The 23,290-nt window shown below is 66.0% G+C and carries 25 protein-coding genes and 1 other RNA gene; 10 read left to right on the top strand and 16 right to left on the bottom strand.

Annotation, left to right across the window (positions count from 1 at the left end; translation table 11 throughout):
* Positions 1-15: 15 nt before the first annotated feature.
* From J7S20_RS10200 to smc, 4 genes are read left to right on the top strand one after another with little or no spacing between them, the layout of a single operon-like run.
* Positions 16-549 carry a DUF721 domain-containing protein gene (locus tag J7S20_RS10200; protein ID WP_284054129.1) on the top strand — a complete coding sequence of 178 codons (534 nt, stop codon included), beginning with the start codon at positions 16-18 and terminating at the stop codon, positions 547-549.
* Entirely contained in the window at positions 549-1,226 is a 678-nt protein-coding gene (locus tag J7S20_RS10195) for a DsbA family protein (protein ID WP_284054128.1), read from the top strand. Before J7S20_RS10200 ends, J7S20_RS10195 begins: the two co-directional genes overlap by 1 nt.
* 24 nt (positions 1,227-1,250) lie before the next feature.
* Positions 1,251-1,982 carry a thioredoxin domain-containing protein gene (locus tag J7S20_RS10190; protein ID WP_284054127.1) on the top strand — a complete coding sequence of 244 codons (732 nt, stop codon included), beginning with the start codon at positions 1,251-1,253 and terminating at the stop codon, positions 1,980-1,982.
* Positions 1,983-2,010: 28 nt separating this feature from the next.
* Positions 2,011-5,421, top strand: a complete 3,411-nt coding sequence (gene smc, locus J7S20_RS10185; protein ID WP_284054126.1) for a chromosome segregation protein SMC — start codon at positions 2,011-2,013, stop codon at positions 5,419-5,421.
* Here the strand turns inward: smc and J7S20_RS10180 are convergent, their stop codons facing one another.
* Entirely contained in the window at positions 5,422-6,537 is a 1,116-nt protein-coding gene (locus J7S20_RS10180; protein WP_284054574.1) for a glycoside hydrolase family 130 protein, read from the bottom strand.
* 19 nt (positions 6,538-6,556) lie between these two features.
* Positions 6,557-6,838 carry a chorismate mutase gene (locus J7S20_RS10175; protein WP_284054125.1) on the bottom strand — a complete coding sequence of 94 codons (282 nt, stop codon included), beginning with the start codon at positions 6,836-6,838 and terminating at the stop codon, positions 6,557-6,559.
* Between the two features lie 101 nt (positions 6,839-6,939).
* Here J7S20_RS10175 and J7S20_RS10170 point away from each other — a divergent pair, with 101 nt between their 5' ends.
* Positions 6,940-7,953 (top strand): polyprenyl synthetase family protein, encoded by a 1,014-nt coding sequence (locus J7S20_RS10170; RefSeq protein WP_284054124.1) that lies wholly within the window; start codon positions 6,940-6,942, stop codon positions 7,951-7,953.
* A 19-nt stretch (positions 7,954-7,972) separates the two neighbouring features.
* On the opposite strand, the gene J7S20_RS10165 is transcribed toward J7S20_RS10170, so the two are convergent.
* Complete coding sequence (locus J7S20_RS10165) at positions 7,973-8,185, bottom strand: hypothetical protein (RefSeq protein ID WP_284054123.1); 213 nt, start codon at positions 8,183-8,185, stop codon at positions 7,973-7,975.
* A 75-nt stretch (positions 8,186-8,260) separates the two neighbouring features.
* On the opposite strand from J7S20_RS10165, the gene hrpB reads away from it, so the two are divergent.
* Positions 8,261-10,729, top strand: coding sequence for an ATP-dependent helicase HrpB (hrpB, locus tag J7S20_RS10160; RefSeq protein WP_284054122.1), 2,469 nt, complete (start codon positions 8,261-8,263; stop codon positions 10,727-10,729).
* A 34-nt stretch (positions 10,730-10,763) separates the two neighbouring features.
* Positions 10,764-11,045 carry an ETC complex I subunit gene (locus J7S20_RS10155; RefSeq protein WP_284054121.1) on the top strand — a complete coding sequence of 94 codons (282 nt, stop codon included), beginning with the start codon at positions 10,764-10,766 and terminating at the stop codon, positions 11,043-11,045.
* Between the two features lie 2 nt (positions 11,046-11,047).
* Here J7S20_RS10155 and J7S20_RS10150 read toward each other — a convergent pair whose 3' ends face one another.
* Genes J7S20_RS10150 through J7S20_RS10135 form a run of 4 tightly spaced genes read right to left on the bottom strand, consistent with a single transcriptional unit; the run spans position 11,048 to position 13,687 of the window.
* Entirely contained in the window at positions 11,048-11,527 is a 480-nt protein-coding gene (locus J7S20_RS10150; protein ID WP_284054573.1) for an NUDIX hydrolase, read from the bottom strand.
* Between the two features lie 56 nt (positions 11,528-11,583).
* The gene (locus J7S20_RS10145; RefSeq protein WP_284054120.1) at positions 11,584-12,264 is read right to left on the bottom strand and encodes a TPM domain-containing protein; all 681 of its coding nucleotides are present in this window, start codon (positions 12,262-12,264) and stop codon (positions 11,584-11,586) included.
* Positions 12,264-13,085, bottom strand: a complete 822-nt coding sequence (locus J7S20_RS10140; RefSeq protein WP_430980934.1) for a TPM domain-containing protein — start codon at positions 13,083-13,085, stop codon at positions 12,264-12,266. The genes J7S20_RS10145 and J7S20_RS10140 overlap by 1 nt, the downstream gene beginning before the upstream one ends.
* Before the next feature lie 11 nt (positions 13,086-13,096).
* Complete coding sequence (locus tag J7S20_RS10135) at positions 13,097-13,687, bottom strand: LemA family protein (protein ID WP_284054119.1); 591 nt, start codon at positions 13,685-13,687, stop codon at positions 13,097-13,099.
* A gap of 92 nt (positions 13,688-13,779) precedes the next feature.
* On the opposite strand from J7S20_RS10135, the gene mscL reads away from it, so the two are divergent.
* Positions 13,780-14,232 carry a large conductance mechanosensitive channel protein MscL gene (gene mscL, locus J7S20_RS10130; RefSeq protein WP_284054118.1) on the top strand — a complete coding sequence of 151 codons (453 nt, stop codon included), beginning with the start codon at positions 13,780-13,782 and terminating at the stop codon, positions 14,230-14,232.
* A 9-nt stretch (positions 14,233-14,241) separates the two neighbouring features.
* On the opposite strand, the gene J7S20_RS10125 is transcribed toward mscL, so the two are convergent.
* Positions 14,242-14,673 (bottom strand): RrF2 family transcriptional regulator, encoded by a 432-nt coding sequence (locus J7S20_RS10125; RefSeq protein ID WP_284054117.1) that lies wholly within the window; start codon positions 14,671-14,673, stop codon positions 14,242-14,244.
* A gap of 44 nt (positions 14,674-14,717) precedes the next feature.
* Here J7S20_RS10125 and ssrA point away from each other — a divergent pair.
* Positions 14,718-15,058: a transfer-messenger RNA gene (gene ssrA / locus J7S20_RS10120) on the top strand.
* Positions 15,059-15,154: 96 nt separating this feature from the next.
* Here ssrA and J7S20_RS10115 read toward each other — a convergent pair.
* The 7 genes from J7S20_RS10115 to J7S20_RS10085 all read right to left on the bottom strand — a co-directional run bounded on the left by J7S20_RS10115 (position 15,155) and on the right by J7S20_RS10085 (position 21,820).
* Positions 15,155-16,177 carry a sensor histidine kinase gene (locus J7S20_RS10115; protein ID WP_284054116.1) on the bottom strand — a complete coding sequence of 341 codons (1,023 nt, stop codon included), beginning with the start codon at positions 16,175-16,177 and terminating at the stop codon, positions 15,155-15,157.
* 154 nt (positions 16,178-16,331) lie between these two features.
* Positions 16,332-18,641 (bottom strand): polyribonucleotide nucleotidyltransferase, encoded by a 2,310-nt coding sequence (gene pnp / locus J7S20_RS10110; protein ID WP_284054115.1) that lies wholly within the window; start codon positions 18,639-18,641, stop codon positions 16,332-16,334.
* A gap of 216 nt (positions 18,642-18,857) precedes the next feature.
* Positions 18,858-19,127 carry a 30S ribosomal protein S15 gene (gene rpsO, locus J7S20_RS10105; RefSeq protein WP_284054114.1) on the bottom strand — a complete coding sequence of 90 codons (270 nt, stop codon included), beginning with the start codon at positions 19,125-19,127 and terminating at the stop codon, positions 18,858-18,860.
* A 20-nt stretch (positions 19,128-19,147) separates the two neighbouring features.
* Complete coding sequence (gene truB, locus J7S20_RS10100; RefSeq protein WP_284054113.1) at positions 19,148-20,041, bottom strand: tRNA pseudouridine(55) synthase TruB; 894 nt, start codon at positions 20,039-20,041, stop codon at positions 19,148-19,150.
* A gap of 4 nt (positions 20,042-20,045) precedes the next feature.
* Positions 20,046-20,735: a site-2 protease family protein gene (locus J7S20_RS10095; RefSeq protein WP_284054112.1), complete on the bottom strand. Its 690-nt coding sequence runs from the start codon at positions 20,733-20,735 to the stop codon at positions 20,046-20,048.
* A 72-nt stretch (positions 20,736-20,807) separates the two neighbouring features.
* Entirely contained in the window at positions 20,808-21,200 is a 393-nt protein-coding gene (locus J7S20_RS10090) for a hypothetical protein (RefSeq protein ID WP_284054111.1), read from the bottom strand.
* 41 nt (positions 21,201-21,241) lie between these two features.
* Positions 21,242-21,820: a thymidine kinase gene (locus J7S20_RS10085; RefSeq protein ID WP_284054110.1), complete on the bottom strand. Its 579-nt coding sequence runs from the start codon at positions 21,818-21,820 to the stop codon at positions 21,242-21,244.
* A 106-nt stretch (positions 21,821-21,926) separates the two neighbouring features.
* Here J7S20_RS10085 and J7S20_RS10080 point away from each other — a divergent pair, with 106 nt between their 5' ends.
* The gene (locus J7S20_RS10080; protein ID WP_284054109.1) at positions 21,927-22,784 is read left to right on the top strand and encodes a hypothetical protein; all 858 of its coding nucleotides are present in this window, start codon (positions 21,927-21,929) and stop codon (positions 22,782-22,784) included.
* 6 nt (positions 22,785-22,790) lie between these two features.
* On the opposite strand, the gene rbfA is transcribed toward J7S20_RS10080, so the two are convergent.
* Positions 22,791-23,192, bottom strand: a complete 402-nt coding sequence (gene rbfA / locus J7S20_RS10075; protein WP_284054108.1) for a 30S ribosome-binding factor RbfA — start codon at positions 23,190-23,192, stop codon at positions 22,791-22,793.
* Positions 23,193-23,290: the final 98 nt, after the last annotated feature.

Here is a 23,290-nt window from a genome sequence, read left to right as displayed (position 1 = left end):
GCATGACTGGGCGCGATGACGAAGCCCCCGGTAAAATCGAGACACAGGCAGCGCGAAGAGCCGAAACGCCACGGCCATGCGCGCCAGGTGTCCGAACTGCTGCCCGATATCGGCCGCGCGGCGTTTCGCAAGTTCGGCTTCGTGCAAAGCTCGGTCGTCAGCCGCTGGGCGGAGATCGTGGGAGACCGCTATGCGCGCGTGTCGTCGCCCGAATCGATTCGCTTTCCGCGTGGCGAGCGCACCGACGGCGTGCTGACGCTGGCGGTCGCCGGCGCGCATGTGACGATGATGCAGCATATCGCGCCCGAGATTATCGAGCGCGTGAACCGTTTTTTCGGCTATTCGGCGGTGGCGCGCGTACAGTTTCGCCAGGGGCAGATGAAACGCCCGCCACGGTCCAAACCGCAACCGCGCCCCGAACCGGCCATGACCGAGTTGAGCAGCGGGCTGCGCAAGATCGACGATGCCGAACTGCGCGAGGTGCTCGGCGCGCTGGCGGCGAGCGTGGAACGACCGGGTGCGATCCCGAAAATCGGAAAGATAGATTGATGCGAATCCTGCTGGCGCTCGGCGCGGCACTTTGCGGGCTGGTGTTGGCCATGCCCGCGCAATCGGCGGGCGGACCGGACTGGTCCGCGACCGTCACCGAACTTCCCGCCGGCGGTCAGGCGATCGGCAACCCGCAGGCGCCGGTCACGCTGACCGAGTATCTGAGCTATACCTGTCCGCACTGCGCCGAATATGTCGAGCAGTCGCGCGCCGGCGACCTCGACCAGCTGGTCGACAAGGGCGAGGTGCAGCTCGAATATGTCCATGCGCTGCGCGACCCGCTCGATATTGCTGCCGCGATGCTCGTCGGGTGCGCGCCGCCCGCCGATGCCGGCAAGCTGCATAACGCGATCTTTGCCGCGCAGGCCGATCTGGTCGATGCCGCGCGCGGCGTGCCCGGAATGTACAGCCGTGTGCCGGTCGCGACGCTGGATGACATTCAGGCCGTTGCAAAGGGGTCGGGTCTCCGCGCGCTGGCGATCAAGGCTGGGATGACCGATGCCGCGATAGACACATGCCTGTCCGACCGGGCGATGCTCGACAAGCTGCGCGCCACGTCGCAGCTGGTATGGTCGCAGATCAGGGGAACCCCCGCTTTCGCGATCAATGGCCGCTTGACCGCCGCCCATGGTTGGGGCGAAGTGCAAACGGCACTCGGCGCTGCTGGCGCGAAATAATTTTCCTGACGGAGTAGATATCCGATGCGTTTGGCTTTTCTGGCGATTCCCCTTCTGATCCTCGCCGCCTGTTCGGGCGACGGTGGTGCAAGCGCAGGCAACAGCGCGGCGCCGGTCGCCGGTGCGCAGGCCCCGGCCGGCAAACAGTGGCACGAAGTGGTCAGCACCAAGGATGTCGGCGTGCATGTGATGGGCAATCCCAACGCACCGATCAAACTGGTCGAATATGGATCGCGCGGCTGCCCGGTATGCGGCGCCTTTGCGCGTGAAGGCTATGACCCGCTCATCAAGAATTACATCGACACGGGCAAGGTCAGCCTCGAATTCCACGAATATATGGTCCACGGCGCGCCCGATCTGGCTGCGTCGCTGCTTGGCCTGTGCGTGCCCACCAGCGCCTATTTCCCGGTCCTCGAACAGATGTATGCCGATCAGGAAACGCTGAACGGCAATCTGCAGAAGAATTACGATGCGCTCCAGCCCAAGCTCCAGGGTATGAAGCCGGCGCAGGCGCTGACCGCGCTCGCCAACGCCGCCGGCTATATCGACTTCATGAAGAAGCGCGGCCTTCCCGAGGCGAAGGCGCAGGCCTGCCTCAACGATCAGGCCAAGGCCGAAAAGCTGACCAATGCGATGCAGAAGGCGCAGGAGGACGATAATGTCACCAGCACGCCGACCTTCTTCATCAATGGCGACCGCATCAACAGCACGAGCTGGTCGGGGCTGAAGGCTGCGCTCGTGGCGCATGGCGCATAAGCGCTAGGCCGGGTCGGGGGGGCGGCCGGTGCAGATCAGGCGATTGCGGCTTTCGGGCTTCAAGAGCTTCGTCGATCCCGCTGACCTGCGCATCGAACCCGGCCTGACCGGCATTGTCGGGCCGAATGGCTGCGGCAAGTCCAACCTGCTCGAGGCGCTGCGCTGGGCGATGGGCGAGAACAGCCCCAAGTCGATGCGCGGCGCCGGCATGGAAGATGTCATCTTCGCCGGCACCGGCAGCCGCCCGCAACGCGACTTCGCCGAAGTCTCGATCCTTGCCGAACAGGTCGCGGGCGAGGCGGAGGAGGTCGAGGTCGTCCGCCGGATCGAACGCGGCGCCGGCTCCGCCTATCGCATCAACGGGCGCGACGTGCGTGCCAAGGATGTCGCGCTGTTGTTCGCCGATGCCGCGACCGGCGCGCACTCTCCCGCGCTTGTCAGCCAGGGCAAGATCGGCGCGGTCATCGCCGCCAAGCCCGCCGAACGCCGACAGATGCTCGAAGAGGCGGCGGGCATTGCCGGGCTTCACGTTCGCCGCAAGGATGCCGAACAGCGGTTGCGCGCGACCGAGACCAATCTCGCGCGGCTCGACGAGATCATCGCCGATCAGGATGCGCGCGCCGCGGCGCTGAAGCGTCAGGCGCGACAGGCGGAAAAATATCGCCGCCTGTCGGACGAAATCCGCGTTGCCGAGGGGCGGATGATCTACGCCCGCTGGCGCGATGCCGCGGCGGCGGCGGAGATCGCCAAGAAAGAAGCGCGCGCCGCCGAAGCGCTGGTCAGCGAAAAGGCCGAGGCGCAACGCGCGGCGGCGGCGCACCAAAGTGCTGCGGCGGACGCGCTCGCCAAGGCGCGCAGCATCGCGCTGGAGGCGCGCGACAGGGCCAACGAAACCGGCCACCGGCTCAGCGCGCTGCGCACCGAGCGCGAAGGCGTGGCACGCCGGATCGATGAACTCGCGGCCAGCAAGACACGGCTGGCCGAGGACCGCGCGCGCGAAGGCGAGCTGGCCGGCGATGCTTCCGCCGCGATCAAGCGCCTCGACGAGGAGCGTGCGGCGCTTGCCGAGCGAATCGAGGCGGCGGAGGCGCGGCTTCCCCGGCTCGAATCGGCGCTTGCCGATGCGGAACGGGCAGCGCGCGATGCCGAAGTGGCGCTCGCCCAGGCGCTCGGTCAGCAGGCGAGCGAATCGGCCGATGCGCGCGTCGCTGCGGCGGCGCTGAAGGCTGCCGAGGAACGCCGCGACCGGTCGGCGCGCGATCTGGCGCGCGTGGTGAGCGAGATTGCGAACCTGCCCGATGCCGCGCCGCTGACTGCAGAGCGCGACCGGGCGGCGGCGGAACGCAAGCAGGCGCTCGAGCGTGCCGAGGGCGCCCGCACGCAACTCGCCAATGCCGATGCCAGCGAACGCAGCGCGATCGAATCGCGCGAACGTGCGCAATCGGCGCGTGCCGCCGCACATGCCGAACTCGCCGCGCTCGACAGCGAAGCCGCGGCGCTGAGCAAGGCGCTGCGCGATGACGGGCGCGAACGGTTGCTCGACAGGCTTCAGCCCGAACCGGGCTATGAACGCGCGCTGGCGGCGGCGCTTGGCGACGATCTGGAAGCTGGGCTCGATCCCGCAGCCACGCGCTACTGGGCGGGGGCGGAGCCGGCGAAGGAAGACCCCGACGCGCCGCCGGGCACGACGCCGCTCGCCGCGCATGTCGAGGCGCCCCATGCGCTGGCGCGGCGGCTCCAGCAGATCCTCGTCGCCGATTCGGATGATGGCCAGCCGCTCGCGGTCGGGCAGCGGCTGGTGACGATGGACGGCGTGCTGCGGCGCTGGGACGGATATATCGCAAAATCGGGCGGCGCGGCGGCGGCCGAGCGGCTTGAGCGGCGCAACCGGCTGCGTGCGATCGACAAGGCACGGCCCGCCGCTGTCCGCGCCGTCGAATCCGCCGACGCCGAACTGACGCGGATCGAAGCGGCCATCGAAGAAGCACGGCGGTCGGCCGCCGATGCGCGCCGCACGCTCCAGTCCTGCGAGACGAGCGCGCGCGAGGCGGGGCGCACCGAGGATCGTATCACCGGCCAGCTCGAACGGATGGAGGCGCAGCGCGCCGATCTGGACGAGCGACGCAAACGCATCGCGGGCGAACAGGAAGAGGCGGAGGACGAGGTTCGCCGTGCGCAGGTCGCGGTCGATGCGCTTCCTGACAGCAGCGCGACCGAAACGCGCGTGGCGACGCTGTCGTCCGAAGCCGAGGCGAAGCGCGCCGCGGTGGCGAGCGCACGCACCGACCGCGCGACTCTCGACCGCGAAATCACGCAGGACCGCGAGCGCGTAGCCGCTGCCGAAACCGACAAGCGCAACTGGCAGGCGCGCGCCGGCGAGGCGACGCGGCGGATCGCCGATATGGAGGAGCGCGAGGAACGGCTTGCCGAGGAAAGCGCGATCCTTGCCGCCAAGCCCGAGGGACTCGACAAGGCGATTGCCGAAACCGAGGCGGGACTATCCGAAGGCCGCGAAAAGGCGGAAGCCGCATCGGCATATGAGCGAGCGGCCGAGGCGAAGCTGCGCGAGGTCGAGGCGACGGGGCGCGAAGCGTCCGAGGCGCTGGCCGAAGCGCGCGAGGGGCGTGCCGGCGCCGCGGCGCGCGCCGAAAATCAGGAAGCGCGCCGGATCGAGATGGGACGCGTCGCGGGCGAACGCTTCGAATGCCCACCGCCACTGCTGCCGCAAAAGGCCGGTTTCGAGGCCGATCAGGTCGGGACGCCCGAAGCCGAATCGCAGCGCCACGAAAAGATGATTCTCGACCGCGAACGGATTGGACCGGTCAATCTGGTCGCCGAAAGCGAGCTGAAGGAGCTGGAGCAATCATCGACCAGCAACCTTGCCGAGCGCGAGGAACTGGGTCAGGCGGTCAACCGGCTGCGCGGGTCGATCGGCACGCTCAACCGCGAGGGGCGGCAGCGGCTGCTGGCGGCGTTCGAGGCGGTCAACGCGCATTTCCAGCGGCTGTTCACGACGCTGTTCAATGGCGGCCAGGCGCATCTCGAACTGGTCGATTCGGACGATCCGCTCGAGGCGGGGCTGGAGATCATGGCCCAGCCGCCGGGCAAGAAGCTGCAATCGCTAACGCTGCTTTCGGGCGGCGAGCAGGCGCTGACCGCGGTGGCGCTGATCTTCGGCCTGTTCCTTACCAACCCCGCGCCGATCTGCGTGCTCGACGAGGTCGATGCGCCGCTCGACGACGCCAATATCGATCGGTTCTGCGATCTGCTCGACCGCATGAACGAGGAAACGCGCACGCGCTACCTGATCGTCACGCACAACGCCGCGACGATGAGCCGAATGCACCGCCTGTTCGGCGTGACGATGGTCGAACAGGGCGTCAGCCGGCTGGTGTCGGTCGATCTGGGCGGCGCCGAAACCTTGCTCGCGGCCGAATAGTCAGGCGAAACGCGTCTTCGGGATGTAGCTGATCCGGCACGCGAGATCGGCCTCGCCGCTGGCGACGATATAATGATCGTCGGCGTCGGCAATGCCGGTGGTGAAAATGATCGGCGAGGACAGGTACATCCGATCGGCGAGCGCGGCGGTCAGCGACGGATCGGCTTCGATCAGCGCGTCGTCATCCTCGACGCGCAACACCCTGGTCGGATCGTCGCGGTCGAGCAGCGCCCAGAAGGTTCGATAGGCGCCGATCGGACCTTCATGGTCGACGCCGTGATACAGCATCAGCCAGCCCTTCGGTGTCAGCACGGGCGGGGTGCCACCGCCGACCTTGCGCGCGGCCTTCGACCCCTTTCGCGCGCGGATGCCGCCGGTGTCGCAGGGCTTCCAGTGCAGCGCGTCGGGCGATTCGGCGAGGTTGATCGAAGGGCCGCCGGCAAAGTCGCTGTCCGGCGGCGGCGCGATATAGCTTTCGCCGAGCGGTCGGGTAAGCGCGAAGAAGCGGTCGCCGACCTTGCCGTGAAACAGCGCCATGTCCTTATTCTGATGATCGAGCACAACGCCCATCGGCCGGTATTCGAGACCGTCGACCGACCGGCGCAGGACGCTGCAATGCCGGTTCGCCGAAACGCCGCAACTCACCATCTGCCAGGCGCCGCCGACAATGCTGATGCGGGCGTCCTCGATGCCATATTGTTCATATTCGGCCGACGGCGCGATCGCATGGTCGTAATGGACCGCGACCACCTCGCGCGCATCGGGAGAAAGCTCGACCGGAAGCAGCCAGGAAAGCGAGGTAAGCCCGATCAGCCTGCTCGCACGGTCCTTCACGCTGAAGAAGCGCGGATCGTCCATGGTGACGCTGTCGATCGGATAGCGGTCGAGGACGAATCGTTCTGGCGTCCAGCGGATCGCGCGCACGGCATCGTCCTTTACCGGGTCGCGCAGCGCCTCCGCCACGCGCACCATCAGCAAAAGGTTGCCGCCCCCCAGCCGCGTCAGCCCCGGATTGAACGCCCCGAGCACGAAAGTCGGTTCGGCAATGCCGTTCCTGAGCGGCGAGCGCGAAAGATCGACCATGTCGGGGGTGAAGATCAGGTGATCGTCGAACATGGCCATGATTTCCCGGCTCCTAGTCTTCGCGCAGTCGTTCGTGGTGGCGAATCACCTCGTCGATGATGAAGCGCAGGAATTTTTCGGAGAATTCGGGATCAAGATCGGCCTCCTGCGCCAGCTTGCGCAGCCGTGCGATCTGGCGGTCCTCGCGCCCGGGATCGGCCGGAGGCAGGCCGCTTTCGGCCTTGTAGCGACCGACCGCCTTGGTGATCTTGAACCGCTCGGCAAGCATGAAGACGAGCGCGGCATCGATATTGTCGATGCTCTGGCGAAAGCCTGTCAGCACGTCGTCGCTCATTCGCCGTTCTCCGCGTATCGGTGTTCGGCGCCTTGTTGCGCGGGCGCGCGCGATGCGCAAGGCTTGCGTTCCGCGCAAAGGACGGCCACATCGCGGATTAGATGAACGCCACCGTCCACCGCCTAGACCCGCGCGGCAAACCCTCGCTCGAGCCGATGATGAGCCTGGTCGCGCATGACCTCAACCTGGTCAATTCGGTCATTCTCGACCGGATGCAGTCGGATATTCCGCTGATTCCCGAGCTTGCCGGTCATCTGATCGCGGGCGGCGGAAAGCGGTTGCGGCCGATGCTGACGCTCGCGAGTGCGCAGTTGCTGGGCTATGCCGGGACGCGCCACCACCGGCTTGCCGCCGCGGTAGAGTTCATCCACACCGCCACGCTGCTCCACGACGATGTCGTCGACGGATCGGACCTGCGCCGGGGCAAGCGGACCGCGAATCTGATCTGGGGCAATCCGGCGAGCGTGCTGGTCGGCGACTTCCTGTTCTCGCGAAGTTTCGAATTGATGGTCGAGGACGGCAGCCTGAAGGTGCTGAAGATCCTCTCCAACGCCTCTGCGGTGATTGCCGAGGGCGAGGTCAACCAGCTTACCGCGGTGCGCCGGATCGACATCGGCGAAGAACGCTATCTGGAGATCATCTTGGCGAAGACCGCGGCGTTGTTCGCCGCAGCCTGCCGCATCGCCGCGGTGGTCGCCGAACGCAGCGAAGCCGACGAGGTCGCGCTCGATGCCTATGGCCGCAACCTCGGCATCGCCTTCCAGCTTGTCGACGACGCGATCGACTATACGTCGGACTCGGGCACGATGGGCAAGGATGCCGGAGACGATTTCCGCGAGGGCAAGATGACGCTTCCGGTAATCCTCGCCTATGCCCGCGGCGACGAAAAGGCGCGCGCGTTCTGGAAGGACGCGGTTACCGGCAAGCGCAGCTCGGACGAGGATTTCGCCGAGGCGATCCGGCTGGTGCGCGAAACGCGGTCGGTCGACGATACGCTGGCGCGTGCGCGGCACTATGGCCAGCGGGCGATCGACGCGATCGGCGGCTTTCCGGCAGGTGCGGCCAAGTCGGCGATGATCGAGGCGGTCGAATTCGCGGTGGCGCGCGCCTATTGACGATGGCCGGTAGCGGCGCTCAATCGTCGTCGTCGAGGCCCAGTTCGTCCTCGTCGTCGATATCCATCGTGTCTTCGTCGCGCTCATATTGTTCGGCGACGGCTTCGTTTATCATTTCGAGCTGTTCGTCATCGGCCATCAGCTCGATCACGTCGCCGTCCTCATCCTCGATATGGATGATATATTCGTCGCCAATCGCGGTTATCGCGAACTGTGCGAGGGCCTTCGCCATGTTACGCCTCCTCGGGATTTGGCCTTCGGGTTTGTTGGCGAACGCTAGGGCGGCCATTCGGTTGCAGGCGTTCTGATGGCCGGTCTTCCCATCGATGCGGTTCTGCCCGACCTGCTGAAGGCGCTGCGCACGGCGTCGAACGCGGTCTTGGTCGCGCCGCCGGGCGCCGGCAAGACGACCGCGGTCGCGCCTGCGCTGCTCGGTGAGCCGTGGTGTACGGGCGAGATTCTGCTGCTGTCGCCGCGCCGCATCGCCGCGCGCGCCGCGGCCGAGCGAATGGCGTCGCTGGCGGGTGAACATGTCGGTGAAACATTCGGCTATGCGACGCGGATGGATGCGCGGCGATCCGATGCGACGCGCGTTACGGTCGTCACCGAGGGCATTTTCGTCAACCGCATCCAGGCCGACCCCGAACTCGCCGGCGTGTCGGCGGTGCTGTTCGACGAGGTGCATGAGCGCAGCCTCGACAGCGATTTCGGAATGGCGCTCGCGCTCGATGTCCAGTCGGCGCTCCGGCCCGACCTGCGGCTGGTGGCGATGTCGGCGACGCTCGACGGCGCGCGCTTTGCCGGGCTGATGGACGGCGCCCCGGTGATCGAAAGCGAGGGGCGCAGCCACCCGCTCGACCTGCGCCATATCGGCCGCGCGGGCGAGGGTCGGATCGAGGATGCGGTCGCCGGGGCAATCCGGCTCGGCCTGCGCGAACATGACGGCGGCATCCTTGCGTTTCTTCCCGGTGTTGCGGAGATCGAGCGGACCGCCGAGCGGCTTGCGGGACTGGACGCCGGCATCGTGCTTCACCGCCTCCACGGCAGCATGGAGCCGGCGGCGCAGCGCGCGGCCATCACGCCCGATGCCGGGGGGCGGCGCAAGCTGGTGCTCGCAACCTCGATTGCAGAGACGTCGCTGACGCTCGACGGCATCCGTATCGTGGTCGATTCGGGGCTGGCAAGGCGACCGCGCTACGACCGCGCTGCGGGAATGACGCGGCTCGTCACCCAACGCGCCAGCCAGGCGGCGGTGGCCCAGCGCGCGGGTCGCGCGGCGCGGCAGGGGCCGGGCGTCGCGATTCGCCTGTGGGAAGACGCGGCGACGGCGGGAATGCCGCCCTATGATCCGCCAGAGATTCTGGAGGCCGACCTGTCGGCGCTGACGTTGTCCTGCGCGATCTGGGGTGTTTCGGATCCGCGCGATCTGCGCTGGATCGATCCGCCGCCCGATGCCGCCATCCGCGAAGCGCGCGCTCGGCTGACCCGGCTCGAAGCGCTCGATTCCGACGGTCGCCCGACCGACCATGGACGCGCCATCGCGCGGCTGCCCCTGCCGCCGCGGCTGGCGCACATGCTGATCCGCGCAGGTGAGCGCGGGCTGGAGCAGATCGCGGCGCAAATCGCGGTGTTGCTGGGTGAGCGCGGGCTTGGCGGAAGCGATCCCGATCTGGAGATGCGGCTGCGCCGATGGCGTTCGGAGCGCGGCCGGCGCGCAGAGGCGGGACGCCGGATGGCCGCGCGCTGGGCGAAGCTCGTCTCGCGGCGGGGTGGCGGTGAGGATCAGGATGACGCGGTAGCGACGTGCATCGCGCTTGCATATCCAGACCGTATCGCGCGCCGCCGCGATGCCTCGGGCGAGCGCTGGGCGTCCGCCGGCGGTCGCGGGTTCCGGCTTGATCCGCAATCGAGCCTCGCGCGCGGCGAATGGCTGGCGGTGGCGGAAACGCAGGGCATGGCGGCGGGCGCGCGCATCCTGTCGGCAGCGCCGATCGCCGCGGAAAGTGTCGAACGCCTGTTCGGCGATCAGATCGCCACCGTGCGCCATGTCCGGTTCGATCGCGAGACCGGCGCGGTCGCGGCGACGCGCGAGCGGCGGCTCGGCGCGATCCGGCTGTCGACCGGTCCGGACAGCGATGCCGATGCGCGCGAGGTAGAGGCGGCGCTGCTTGAGGGCGTGCGCGAACACGGGCTCGATCTTTTGCCGTGGAACGCGGCGGGACATGCGTTGCGCAAGCGCGCGGCGTTCGCCGCCGACCATGGCGGGCCCGAAGTCGCCTTGGACGACTTTTCGCTGACCGAACGGCTCGACGAGTGGCTGCCGCCGCTGATCATGGGCAGGCGCAGGCTCGACGCGGTCGATCCTGCGGCGTTGACGCAGGTGATCGAAGGGCTGCTCGGCTGGGACGCGATGCAGGCGATCAACCGGCTCGCCCCCGCCCGGTTCGAGACGCCCGCCGGATCGAGCCATGCGATCGATTACGATGCCGATGGCGGGCCGACGGTCACGCTTCGCGTCCAGTCGCTGTTCGGTCTGGCCGCGCATCCGATGGTGGGGGGTGGCAGCGTGCCGCTGGTGCTCAGCCTAACCTCACCTGCGGGAAGACCGATCCAGACGACGCGCGACCTGCCCGGATTCTGGGTGGGAAGCTGGAGCGCTGTGGCGAAGGAAATGCGCGGTCGCTATCCCAAACATCCGTGGCCCGACGACCCGGCGTCGGCGCGGGCGACGCTCAAGACGAAAAAGGCGGATGCGCGCGCGCGCGAATCGCGCTAATCGGCGTCCTACTGGAAAGACTCGGAGGAAGTTCGTGCCTGCTGCCCGTATCTATCAACGCCCCAAGAACGCGATGCAGTCGGGTCGCGCGCGCACCGATCGCTGGGTCGTCGAATTCGAGCAGACCGAGCGGCAGGAACCCGACCCGCTGACGGGATGGGCCGGCCACGCCAATACCGACAGCCAGGTGCGGATGAATTTTCCCACGCTGGAAGCGGCCAAGGCCTATGCCGACCGCGAAGGGCTGACCTATCACGTCATCGCGACGCCCGAGCGCAAGCTGAAGCTTCAGGCCTACGCCGACAATTTTCGCTGATTTCAGCCGGCGGCGAGGATGCCGCCGCCCAATAGCAGCAACAGCTTGACGTCGATCGCCATCCCGTCTGCGCGCCGCGCGGCGACATAATCGGCGATTCCGTCCAACGGTACACGGTGGACGGCGATGTCCTCTTCTTCGTCCACGCCGCCGCCATCGCCGACCCGCGTCAGGCCGGTCGCGCGGACCAGCGTGAAGCCTTCGCTCGCCATGCCGGGTGAGGAGAAGAATTCGCCGAGCGATTCGAGATGCGCCGCGCGGTAGCCGGTTTCCTCCTCCAGCTCGCGTGCCGCGGCAGTGAGCGCATGTTCGTCCTCGCCGTCGTCACCGACCAGCCCGGCCGGCAGTTCGAGGCAGCGTCGTCCGAGCGGTGCGCGGTGCTGATCGACGAGCAGGACATGGCCGTCCTCCACCGCCAGGATCACCGCCGCGCGAATGCCGCGCGCGCGCGCAACGAATTCCCAGCGCCCCTGACGCTTCATCGTCAGCCAGTCGCCCTGCCAGACGGTTTCGACAGGCTTGTCCGAATCGGCGTGGCTCAAAGTTCGATCAGCCGGTCGGGAAGTTCGTTGGGATTGCCGTCGCTCTTCGGGAATTCGGCCTTCAGGATGGTCGCCATCTCCTCGACCGCGGCGACCATGCCGCCGCCGGTATCGCCGCGCCGGACATGTTCGACCAGCGCAGACATGGCATCGCCCCAGCGCTCGTTCGCGACGCGCTGATGGATTGCTTCGTCGGCGACGATTTCGGCCATACGCTCCTCAAGCGAAAGGTACAGGAGGATGCCGACGCGCGTTTCGGTGCGCTTTTCGGCGGCGACGCGAAACAGTGCCACGGCCCTGCGGCGCACGCGCCTCGACCGGGTCGTTCGCGGGGTCAGCGCGATCTTGAGGGGGGTCCATGCCACCGCATAGCGAACCGCCAGGAACACGACCGCCTGCGACAGCAGCAGGAAGACGAGGATGTCGCGCAGGCCCGGCTCGCCCCAGCCGCCGGTAAACCAGGCGATCTTCGCTTCGATGATCGACGGCCAGATCGCCGAAAGGCCGAGGACGACGAGCATCGCGAGCACGGCATATTGCACCGGTACGTCGCGATAGCCGTCCGAACGCTGCGCGATAACGGTCACGATCTCGCCGTCGGTGCCGCGTTCGGCCGCACTGACGGCAGCCGTGACGCGCGCATGTTCTTCCGCAGAGAGCCTTGTCGCGTGCGCCATCACCATCCTCCCGAGGCGCCGCCGCCTCCGAACGAGCCGCCGCCGCCCGAAAAACCACCGCCGCCGCCGAAGCCGCCGCCACCGCCGAATCCGCCAAAACCGCCGCCCGAATGGTGCGAACCGCCCGAGCCGAAGCCCGGACCCCACAGGATGACCGGCGCGATGCCGCCGCGCCGGCGATAGCGTCGCCCGCGCGCGCCGCGGCGCATCATCGGCAGCGCAATGAACAGGATGATGACCACCCAGAAGATCGCGACGCCCCAATTGCCCTGATCGCGGTGCGACTTGGCCTGCGCCTTGTGCTGCGCGATCTGCTGCTGCGCGCGTTTTTCTGCGGCTTCGAGCGGCAGCTTCATCTGCTCGGCGATTGCCTGCGCGCCCGCCATGATGCCGCCCGCCATGTCGCCCGCGCGAAATCGCGGCAGGATGATATTGTCGACGATCATTCCCGACAGCGCGTCGGTCATGATCGGTTCGAGGCCATATCCGACCTCGATCCTCACGCGCCGTTCCTTGGGCGCGACGATCAGGATGATGCCGTTGTTCGCGCCCTTCTGCCCGATCCCCCAGGCGCGGCCGAGCTGATAGCCATATTGGTCGATCTCATAGCCCTGCAGGTCGGGGATCGTCGCGACGACGAATTGCCGCCCCGACGCCTGTTCGATCGATTGCGAGAGCTGGGTGAGCTGCGCCTCCTGCTGCGGAGAGAGCAGGTTGGCGGCATCGACCACGCGCCCGCTGAGCTTCGGAAAGGTCTGCGCGTGCGCGGTGGCTGCCGCAAAAAGCAGCGCACAAAACAGCAGCAGGCGTTTGAGCGACACGGGCAGTCCGATCAGTTCATGTTCCCGAAATTGACCGTCGGCGCGTTTTCGGCGCCAGCCTTTGCCTGGAAGGGCACCATTGGTTTCGCGCCATAGAAGACCTTTGCGCCGATCGCGTCGGGGAAGGTGCGGATCGTGGTGTTATATTTGCGCACCGCCTCGTTATAGTCACGGATCGAGATGGCGATGCGGTTCTCGCTGCCTTCGATATCGTGCATCAGCGTCTGGAACGCCTGCTGGCTCTGCAGCTGCGGATAGGATTCGACCGTCGCGAGCAGGCGGCTGAGCGATCCGCCGAGCTGCGACTGTGCGGCCTGATACTGCTGCACCTTGGCCGGATCGGTCAGGTCGTCGGCGCTGATCTGCACCGATGTCGCGCGCGACCGCGCGTTCATCACGTCGGTCAGCGTGCCGCGTTCGGCCTGCGCCGCCGCCTTCACGGTGTTGACCAGATTGGGGATCAGGTCCGCACGGCGCTGATAGTTGGTCTGCACATCGGCCCAGCGCGCCTTGGCATTCTCTTCCGCCGTCGGGACGCTGTTCAGGCCGCACGCGGTCAGCGTGACCGCCATCATCAGCGCAAGAATCGCACGAATTCGCATCAAGACCCTCCGAAATATTCTCGTGCCGTCTTGTAGCGGAGCGCGAAGGTGGCATGAAGGAAATTCGGAAAAATTCGACCGGGGAGCGGGCAATGCTGAAGGAATTCCGCAAATTCGTGATGCGCGGCAACGTCATGGATCTCGCCGTCGGCGTGATCATCGGCGGCGCGTTTGCGGGGATCACCAAATCGCTGACCGACGACATCATCATGCCCGTTGTCGGCTGGATTTTCGGTGGTTTCAACTTTTCGAGCTATTTCATCCGGCTGGGGCCGATCCCGGCGGGCTATAGCGGGTCGCGAACCAACTATACCGCGCTGAAAGAGGCGGGCGTGCCGATGCTCGGCTATGGCGAGTTCATCACCGTCGCGATCAACTTCGTCATCCTCGCCGTCATAATCTTTCTGCTGGTGCGCAGCGTGAACCGGATGATGGAATCGTTCGAAGAGAAAAAGCCCGAGGTTGCGGCGCCCGAGCCTACCGACGTCGTGCTGCTGCGCGAAATTCGCGACGAACTTCGCGCCAAACGCGCACCTGAGGGCTGATCCGCGCGGTCAGGCGGCGGCGCGCTCTTCGGACAGCGCGTCGGTCAGGCTGGTGCCGTCGAGAATGTGCGCGGTTTCGTCGCGGACGCGCGCCATGGCGATGCGAATGGCGCATGTCGCCTCGTCCTTGCAGTCCTTGCACGGGCGATAGGCGGTGCGGCTGACGCAGGGGACGAGCGCGAGCGGACCTTCGATGATGCGAATGATTTCGCCGAGCGAGACCATGTGCGGCGGGTTGGACAGGCAATATCCGCCCGCCTTGCCCCGGTGCGAATGGAGCAGCCCGGCGTCGCGCAGATCGGCGAGGATCAGCTCGAGAAACTTGCGCGGCACATTGGCTTCGGCGGCAATGCGGTTCATCGGGACCGGCTTCCCGCCCGACCGCTGCTCCGCAAGGAACAGCATCGCTCGAATCGCGTAGCGGGACCGCTGGGTGAGCATGGGGCGCTAGTGACAGTCCTTTATGGCGGATACAAGGCGCGGGGCGGCTTTTCTTTGCTGCACAAGCCCCTATATTGGGCTTGCCGGTCTCGTGCCGGCTATGGCGATAAACTGCGGCGTGCAATAGGCGCAGCGGACCCGGGGGCAGTACCCGGCGGCTCCACCACCACCCGTCCGAACGGCGGATGATGACGGGGCCGAACCAGGATCGACGTGTGTTGAAAAGCGCAGCTTTCGCCCGGAATGGGACCACCGAAACGGCCCATATTCACAAGTGCCAACGATAACGAGGCGCTCGCGATTGCGGCCTAACCAAAGACCTCACGGTCTAGGTTAGAACGACAAAAGCGCGGTTGGACCGCACCGGGCAACAGAAGCGGATTCCGGCGGCTGCCAGGGGGGCCGAGCAACAGAACCCCCTGGACCTTCCAGCGTCTTTGCGAAGCACCCGCGTAACCGGCGCCCGCCAACTTCCATCAAATTATGCCGGTAGTACCAGCCGTGCCGTCGTGCCCTTGCCGCCGACAAGGTCGAACCGGCCGTTGAGCTGTTCGGCGAGCATCGTCGCGATGCGCAGGCCCAGGCTGTCGCTTGCCTCGATCGAAAATCCTTCGGGCAGGCCGTGTCCGTCGTCGCGGACCTCCACCTTGACCAGATCTTCGCCGTCGCGTGCGAGATGCACCTCGATATGGCCGGCATCGCGGTCGCGAAAGCCGTGCTCGATCGCGTTCGCCATCGATTCCGCGACGATCAGCGCCAGCGGCACCGCGGCGTCTGCATTGAGCGGCGTATCGTCGGCGACTTCGATCGTGCAGCGGATGCCGGTGCGGCCGCTCGCTTCGACGACATCGGCGCAAAGCGGCTGCAGAAACTCGCCCATGCTGCGCGTTGCGCCTGCCGCGTCATAAAGCTGGCGGCTGATCCGTCCGATCAGGCCAAGGCGGCGCGATGCCTCGTCCAGCGCCGCGCGGCCCGTCTCGTCGCGCACCTGGCGCTTTTGCAGCGACAACAGCCCTGCGGCGACCTGAAGATTGTTCGAGACGCGGTGCTGCAATTCGCGGAACAGCAATTCGCGCGTCAGGGCGAGCTGGCGGCTGACCTCGCGCTCGTGGCGGAGCTTGGCGTTGGCAAGCTGCATCCAGTGGATGATCGCGATGTCGGTTGCGACGACGAAAATGTAAAAGCCCAGCGCGATCATTCCGCCCGATTGCAGCGCGAAACTGTCGAGCGGCGGAATGAAGAAATACCAGGACAGCAGGCCGCAGATCACGGCGACCAGCGACCCCCAGCGCACCCCCAGCAGGAACGAGGACAGGATCACCGCAGGGAAGAACGTCACATAGGGGAAGCCGCTGGGAAGCCCCTGATCGACCGCAAAGCGCAGGAACAGCGCGGAAAGAACGAGCGCGGCGACAATCCCGATCGCGATGCCGGGCCGGTCGCGCGCCACCGGCATGCGCTCGATCAACGGATCGCGCGCGCGCGATTCTTCGGGATGCACCATGGATTGAAACCCTTTCGATACGCACACTAACGCATGGCGGCCATGCGCCAATTAACCTGCGGCAAGACGGTTTCATAAGCAACGGTTCGCTGCCGCAACGAAAAAGGGGCCCGCGAACGGACCCCTTTCCCTTGATCTGATGTCGTGAGGGCGATCAGTCCTCGGTGATGAACGACGGCAGGCCGATGTCCGAACCGTCCTCATCGGACTTGCCCTTGTCCTCGCCACGTTCACGGCGCGGGCCGCGATCGCGACGCGGGCCGCCCCGGCCGCGTCCACCGCCGTCGCGATCGCCGCCACCGCCACGGCCACGGCCGCCGCGATCGCCACGGTCACCGCGCGGTTCGCGCGGCGGACGGGTGTCCTCCAGCTCCTCGCCGGTTTCCTGATCGACGACGCGCATCGACAGGCGGACCTTGCCGCGACCGTCGATCTCGAGGACCTTGACCTTGACTTCCTGCCCCTCGGACAGCTCGTCGGAGACCTTTTCGACGCGCTCGTTCTTGATCTCCGAGACGTGGACGAGGCCGTCCTTGCCGCCCATGAAGTTCACGAACGCGCCGAAATCGACCAGATTGACCACCTTGCCGGTGTAGACCTTGCCGACCTCGGGCTCTTCGACGATGCCCTTGATCCAGTTCATCGCCGCTTCGATCTGAGACAGGTCGGACGAAGAGACCTTGATGACGCCTTCATCGTCGATATCGACCTTGGCGCCGGTTTCCGCGACGATCTCGCGGATGACCTTGCCGCCCGTGCCGATGACGTCGCGGATCTTCGACTTGTCGATCTGCATCGTTTCGATACGCGGTGCGTGCGCCGACAGTTCGCTGCGCGTTTCGCCCAACGCCTTGCTCATCTCGCCGAGGATGTGCGCACGGCCGTCCTTGGCCTGTTCCAGCGCGACCTTCATGATCTCTTCGGTGATGCCGGCGACCTTGATGTCCATCTGGAGCGAGGTGATGCCCTCGCTGGTGCCCGCGACCTTGAAGTCCATGTCGCCGAGATGATCCTCGTCGCCGAGGATGTCCGACAGGATGGCGAACTCGTCGCCCTCGAGGATCAGGCCCATGGCGATGCCCGACACCGGACGCTTCAGCGGAACGCCCGCGTCCATCATCGACAGCGAACCGCCGCACACCGTCGCCATCGACGAAGAGCCGTTGGACTCGGTGATGTCGGACAGCACGCGGATGGTGTAGGGGAACTCCTCCTTCGACGGCAGCACGCGGTGCAGCGCACGCCATGCCAGCTTGCCATGGCCGATCTCACGACGGCCCGGCGCGCCGAAGCGGCCGACTTCGCCGACCGAATAGGGCGGGAAGTTATAGTGCAGCATGAAGTGCGAATAGGTCAGGCCTTCCAGCCCGTCGATCATCTGCTCGCTGTCCTTGGTGCCCAGCGTGGTCGTGCAGATCGCCTGCGTCTCACCGCGCGTGAACAGCGCCGAACCATGGGTGCGCGGCAGGAAGTGGACCATCGCCTCGATCGGGCGCACCTGCTTCGTATTGCGGCCGTCGATGCGGCTGTCGTCCTTCAGGATCGCGCCGCGGACGATTTCGGCCTCGAGCTTCTTGAGCATCTTGCCGGCGGCCATCTGCTCCTGGCCCTCGGCCTCGGCAAAGGCTTGCTTCACCTTGGCGCGGGCTTCGTTCAGCGCGGCTGAACGCTCGGACTTGTCGGTCTTCTTGTAGGCGGCGGCGATGTCGCTACCGACCAGATCCTTGATCTTCGCCTTCAGCGCCGACTGGTCGCCCTTGTCGGCGATTTCCCACGGCTCCTTGGCGGCCTGTTCGGCGAGGTCGATGATCAGGTTCACGACCTTCTTGATCTCGGCGTGCGCGAACATCACGCCGCCTAGCATCACCTCTTCCGACAGCTCATTGGCCTCGGATTCGACCATCATCACGGCGTTGCCGGTACCGGCAACGACGAGGTCGAGATCGCCCTCGGCCGCTTCGGCCATGGTCGGGTTGAGGACATATTCGCCGTCCTTGTAGCCGACGCGCGCGCCGGCGATCGGCCCCATGAAGGGCACGCCCGAAATCGTCAGCGCCGCCGACGCCGCGATCATCGCGACGATGTCGGGCTCATTCTCGCCATCATAGGAGAGGACCTGACAGATAACGTTGATTTCGTTGTAGAAACCTTCGGGGAAGAGCGGGCGAACCGGACGGTCGATCAGACGGCTGGTCAGCGTTTCCTTTTCGGTGGCGCCGCGCTCACGCTTGAAAAAGCCGCCCGGAATGCGCCCGGCCGACGAGAATTTTTCCTGATAATGGACGGTCAGCGGAAAGAAATCCTGTCCCTCCTTGACCGACTTGGCCGCCGTGACTGCGCACAGCACGACCGTTTCACCGAGCGTCGCGAGAACCGCGCCGTCGGCCTGACGGGCAACGCGGCCCGTTTCCAGAGTGAGGGTCTGTCCGCCCCACTCCATTTCGACTTTCTTCATGTTGAACATCTGTTTTCCTTTACACCGGCCGCCCTATGCGGTCCGGGGCCTTTGATCGGGCGCCGCGACATGCGGAAAGCCCATATGGAGCCGTTCTTGGCTCAGGCCTGATCGCCGAATTGCGACCCGGCCAGTTTGATACTCCCGTGGCGGGAGCGTGGAGCGGCGGATATTCGCGACCGCTGCCCCGAATGACAAAAAGGCGGCCACCGGGCCGCCTTTCCGTTACTTGCGAAGACCCAGCTTCGCGATCAGATCGGTGTAGCGCTGACCATCTTTCTTGCGGAGATAGTCGAGCAGCGCACGCCGCTTGTTGACGAGGATCAGAAGACCGCGGCGCGAATGGTTGTCCTTCGCATGGGTCTTGAAATGCTCGGTCAGATTCTTGATCCGCTCGGTCAGGATGGCGACCTGTACCTCGGTCGAACCGGTGTCGCCGTCCGCGCGGCCATGTTCCTTGATAAGCGCGTCCTTGCGCTCCTGGGTGATCGACATCGTCGTCCTTTCTAAAACGTTCAGTCCATGTTGAAGCCGCGGACAACCCGGACTTCCCCGGATCGAACCTCTGCGAGCGCGACCGGAACATCGTCCAGCATCGCGAAACAAAGGCCATCGTCAGCGGCTGTTCCGACCAAGACCCGCCCCTGACGGAGCAGCCCTGCCTGGTCGGGTGTGAGGGAAAGAGCCGGGATGTCGTCCAGCCCCGCCCTCAGCGGCAGGATCATGTCTTCAAGCGCGCGGTCCTTAGCGGCTTCGTGCAATTTGTCCAGCGAAATCGCCGATTCGAGGCTGAACGGACCCGCCCTGGTCCGCCGCAGCATCGTGACGTGCCCCACGCTGCCGAGCGCAAGCGCGATGTCGCGCGCAAGGCTCCTGATATAGGTACCCTTAGACACATGGGCGGTGAAGGTCGCCGAATCAACCGCGCCCGCGTCCGCCGGGTGCAGGTCGAGCCGGTGGATCGTCACCGCGCGGGGGGTCAGCATCACCTCCTTGCCGGCGCGGGCGAGGTCATAGGCGCGCTCGCCATCCACCTTGAGCGCCGAATAGGCGGGCGGCATCTGCTCGATCGCACCGGTAAAGCGCGGCAGGACGGCCTCGATCGCCGCGCGGTCGGGGCGGCTGTCGGACGTTGCGACGACCGCTCCCTCGGTATCGAGCGTATCGGTCTGTTCGCCGAACTTCACCGTGAAGTCATAAATTTTTTCGCTGTCGAGCATGCGTCCGGCGAGCTTGGTCGCCTCACCCACCGCCACCGGTAGCACGCCCGAGGCCTGCGGGTCGAGCGTGCCGCCATGCCCGACCTTGCGCTTCGGATAGCCGCCGTCGCGCAGCGCGCGCTTGACCGCCGATACGCCTTGCGTCGAACCCGGGCCCACGGGCTTGTCGAGGATCAGCCAGCCATGCACCGCGTCACGATCCCATGCCGGCGAGCGTCAGCATCCCGCCGGCGACGAAGGTCACGACCGGCGACACGATCCGCGAGACGATATCGGCGTTCGGCGACAGCATCGGCAGCACGACAAGCAGGAGAAGGAGCAGCGGAAAGCCGAACCGGCCGAGCCGCGCATAGCGTTTCGCCAGCCGGCGCGGGAGCAGTCCCTCGACGACATGGCCGCCATCGAAAGGCGGGATCGGCAGCAGGTTGAAGATCGCCAGAAACACGTTGATGAGCAGAAAATTGAACAGATTGTCGGCGATGAAGCCGCCGCTTCCCTGCAGCACCGCCGCAAAGGTTTCACCGGGCATCAGCGCGAGCAGGATCGCCGCGATCATCGCCAGCGCGAGATTCATTCCCGGCCCGGCGAGCGCGACGAGCATCATGTGGACGCGCGGATTGCGCAACCGGTCGCTGCGCACCGGAACGGGCTTGGCCCAGCCGAAGATCGGCGCGTGCGTGATGGCGAGGATCAGCGGCAGCGCGACGGTCCCGACCGGATCGACATGCTTGACCGGGTTGAAGGTCAGCCGCCCGCGATCGGCGGCGGTCGGATCGCCGAAATAATGCGCGACAATCCCGTGCGCGACCTCGTGAAACACGATCGCCACGACCAGCGGCACCAGCCAGATCGCAAACGTATAGATGATGTTGCCGTCGTTCATCGCGCTCCCCTCAGCCGGCAGCGCTAGGGCATGGGGGATGCTCCGGGCAACCGCGATGGACGGCGCCGGACATTATTTTTCCTTTTCGGCTTCCTTGACGCTGTCGTGATCCTTGTCGTCGGGCGCCAGGCTGGTCTTCACGCTCACCACCGAACAGACCATGCCGGGAAAGCGATTGCTGTACACCTTCGAAAAAGTGTCGAAGCTTCCCGTCGGGCCGGTGCTGTACGCAATCCGGTAGCCGGAAATATGGTCGAGGCACGGCCCGGACAGCTCGACGCGGTACCAGCGGCGGCGATTGTCCTGCACGTAGAGGATATTGCTTTGCTTTCCCGCCTGCCAGTTGCGGAGCGCGTCATGGTCGGCAAAGGGGATGCTCGTTTCCTTGCCGATCTCGCGGTCAGGCGCGTGTTGCGCGGGCGCGGGCGACAGAAAAGCGGCGGTGGCGACCAGAATCGGTATCATCGCGACATTCTGGCAGAGGATAGCTTAACCGGCGCTGAGCGCTATTGGCGGAGCGCATCCGCAAAGTGCTTGCGACACAGCGCGACATAGCGGTCGTTGCCGCCGATTTCGGTCTGCTGCCCCTCGGCCACGGCGTTGCCCCCGGCATCGACGCGCAGGTTCATCGTCGCCTTGCGCCCGCAGCGGCACACCGATTTGAGTTCGACCAGCGCATCGGCGATCGCAAGCAGCCGCGCCGATCCGGGGAAAAGCTCGCCCAGAAAGTCGGTACGCAGGCCGTATGCGAGCACGGGCACGCCCAGTTCGTCGCAGGCGCGCGCGAGCTGGCCGACCTGTTCGGGCGTCAGAAACTGTGCCTCGTCGACCAGCACGCACCCGGTATCGCGCGCCGCCCGGTCGTGCGCGATCGCCGCGAACATATCGGTTGTCGGCCCGAACGCGTGCGCTTCGCTGGCGAGTCCGATCCGCGACGCGATCCGTCCGGCGCCAGCGCGATCGTCGATCGCGGAGGTCCACAACATCGTCGTCATGCCGCGTTCGCGATAGTTGAAATCGGCCTGCAACAGCGTGGTCGATTTTCCTGCGTTCATCGAGGCGTAGTAGAAATAGAGCTTGGCCATCGCCTCTTCTTGCCTTGCCGGGCGCGCAAATCCAGCCCCGTGGTTACGGTTATCGCGTCGTTAACGATGTCGGCATAGCGTGGCGTGCCAACCAACGGAGCGTTTCGTGCACCTGATTATCCATATGGGCTTTCACAAGACCGGGACGACCTGGCTTCAGCATCTGCTGAACCTCAATCACGAGGCGCTGGTCGCGCGCGGCATCTGGTACGAGCCGAAGGACGGATATCCGGCGCACCACCAAGAGGCGTGGAGGCTGTTGCGCGGCGATATGGGGCCGATTGCCGAGCTGGCCGATCATGCGCAGGCCGCCGGATGCACGACGATCCTGCTGTCATCCGAAGACCTCGAAGGCGTGGTCGTCAACCGGCAGATCGCGCTCGATATCGAGCAGGCCGCACGCAATGCCGGAGTGGAAACGGTAACGTGGCATGTGACGTTGCGCGAACCGGGCGCGTATTTCGCCAGCCTGTACGCGCAGTTGCAGCATCACATCTACGCCGATCCGCTGGAGATGTTCTTCGAGGTGATCCGCAAGGGCGTGCTGTTCCGGCCCGAGCCGTTGCCGGGACAGGACGGTACGCCTTATTGGTTCTACTGCTTCGACTATGCGCCGCTGCTACAGGCGTTCGCTGCCGACGGGCACCGGGTCATGCTCCACGATTATGAAGATTGCGATCCTTTTCCGGCGTGGCGGATGATCGACGGGTTGGGCGCGCTAGATGCGTTGACGATTCAGCCCGATCCATCGGGCCGCAATTCGCGGCTCGATGACGCCGCCGTCGCCGCGGGCTATCGTAAGCGTATGCTCCACGCGCTCGGCTCGGAGGCCGATTACGGCAGGATTTCGGATATCGTCGACCGCCATGTCGAGATCGGGTTCGATAGCGTCGACAGGCTTGCGGAAATCGTCGGCGAACGGTTCGTGGAGAGCTACCGCACGCTGGTGCAGCCATCGGGTTGACGCACGTCAGGCGTCCTCGTCTCCGGGTAGATCGCGCGCCACCTTCGGATCGCGCAGCAGCGAATCGATATGGCTCGCCTCGTCGAAGCTTTCGTCGGCGAGGAATTTGAGCTTTGCAGCGTATTTCGCATTGACGCGGTGCGCGACCTCGCGCTGCAGATAGGCGGTGTTCTGGCGCAGCGCCTTCAGCACCGCGTCCTCGTCCTCGCCGAGGAGCGGCTTCACGAAAACGGTCGCATGGCGCAGGTCGGGCGACATGCGCACCTCGGTCACCGACACGCTGTGGCTGGCGAGCGTCGGATCATGCACGTCGCCGCGCATCAGGATGTCCGACAGCACGTGCCGGACCTGCTCGCCCATCCGCAGCAGGCGCACCGAGCGCGATTCGGAGGTTTCACTGTGTCTCATTGCTCCCCTCCCGTATGCGGGAGGGGCCGGGGGTGGGCGCCCGGCCTCAACCTGGTACATCGCTGGGAGCGGGTGCCCACCCCCCAGCCCCCTCCCGC

Origin of the sequence: Stakelama marina (assembly GCF_018122655.1) — a bacterium.
GTDB lineage: Bacteria > Pseudomonadota > Alphaproteobacteria > Sphingomonadales > Sphingomonadaceae > Sphingomonas > Sphingomonas marina.
The sequence above is the reverse complement of the archived record's forward strand: the minus strand, read 5'-3'. Positions and strand labels throughout refer to the sequence as shown.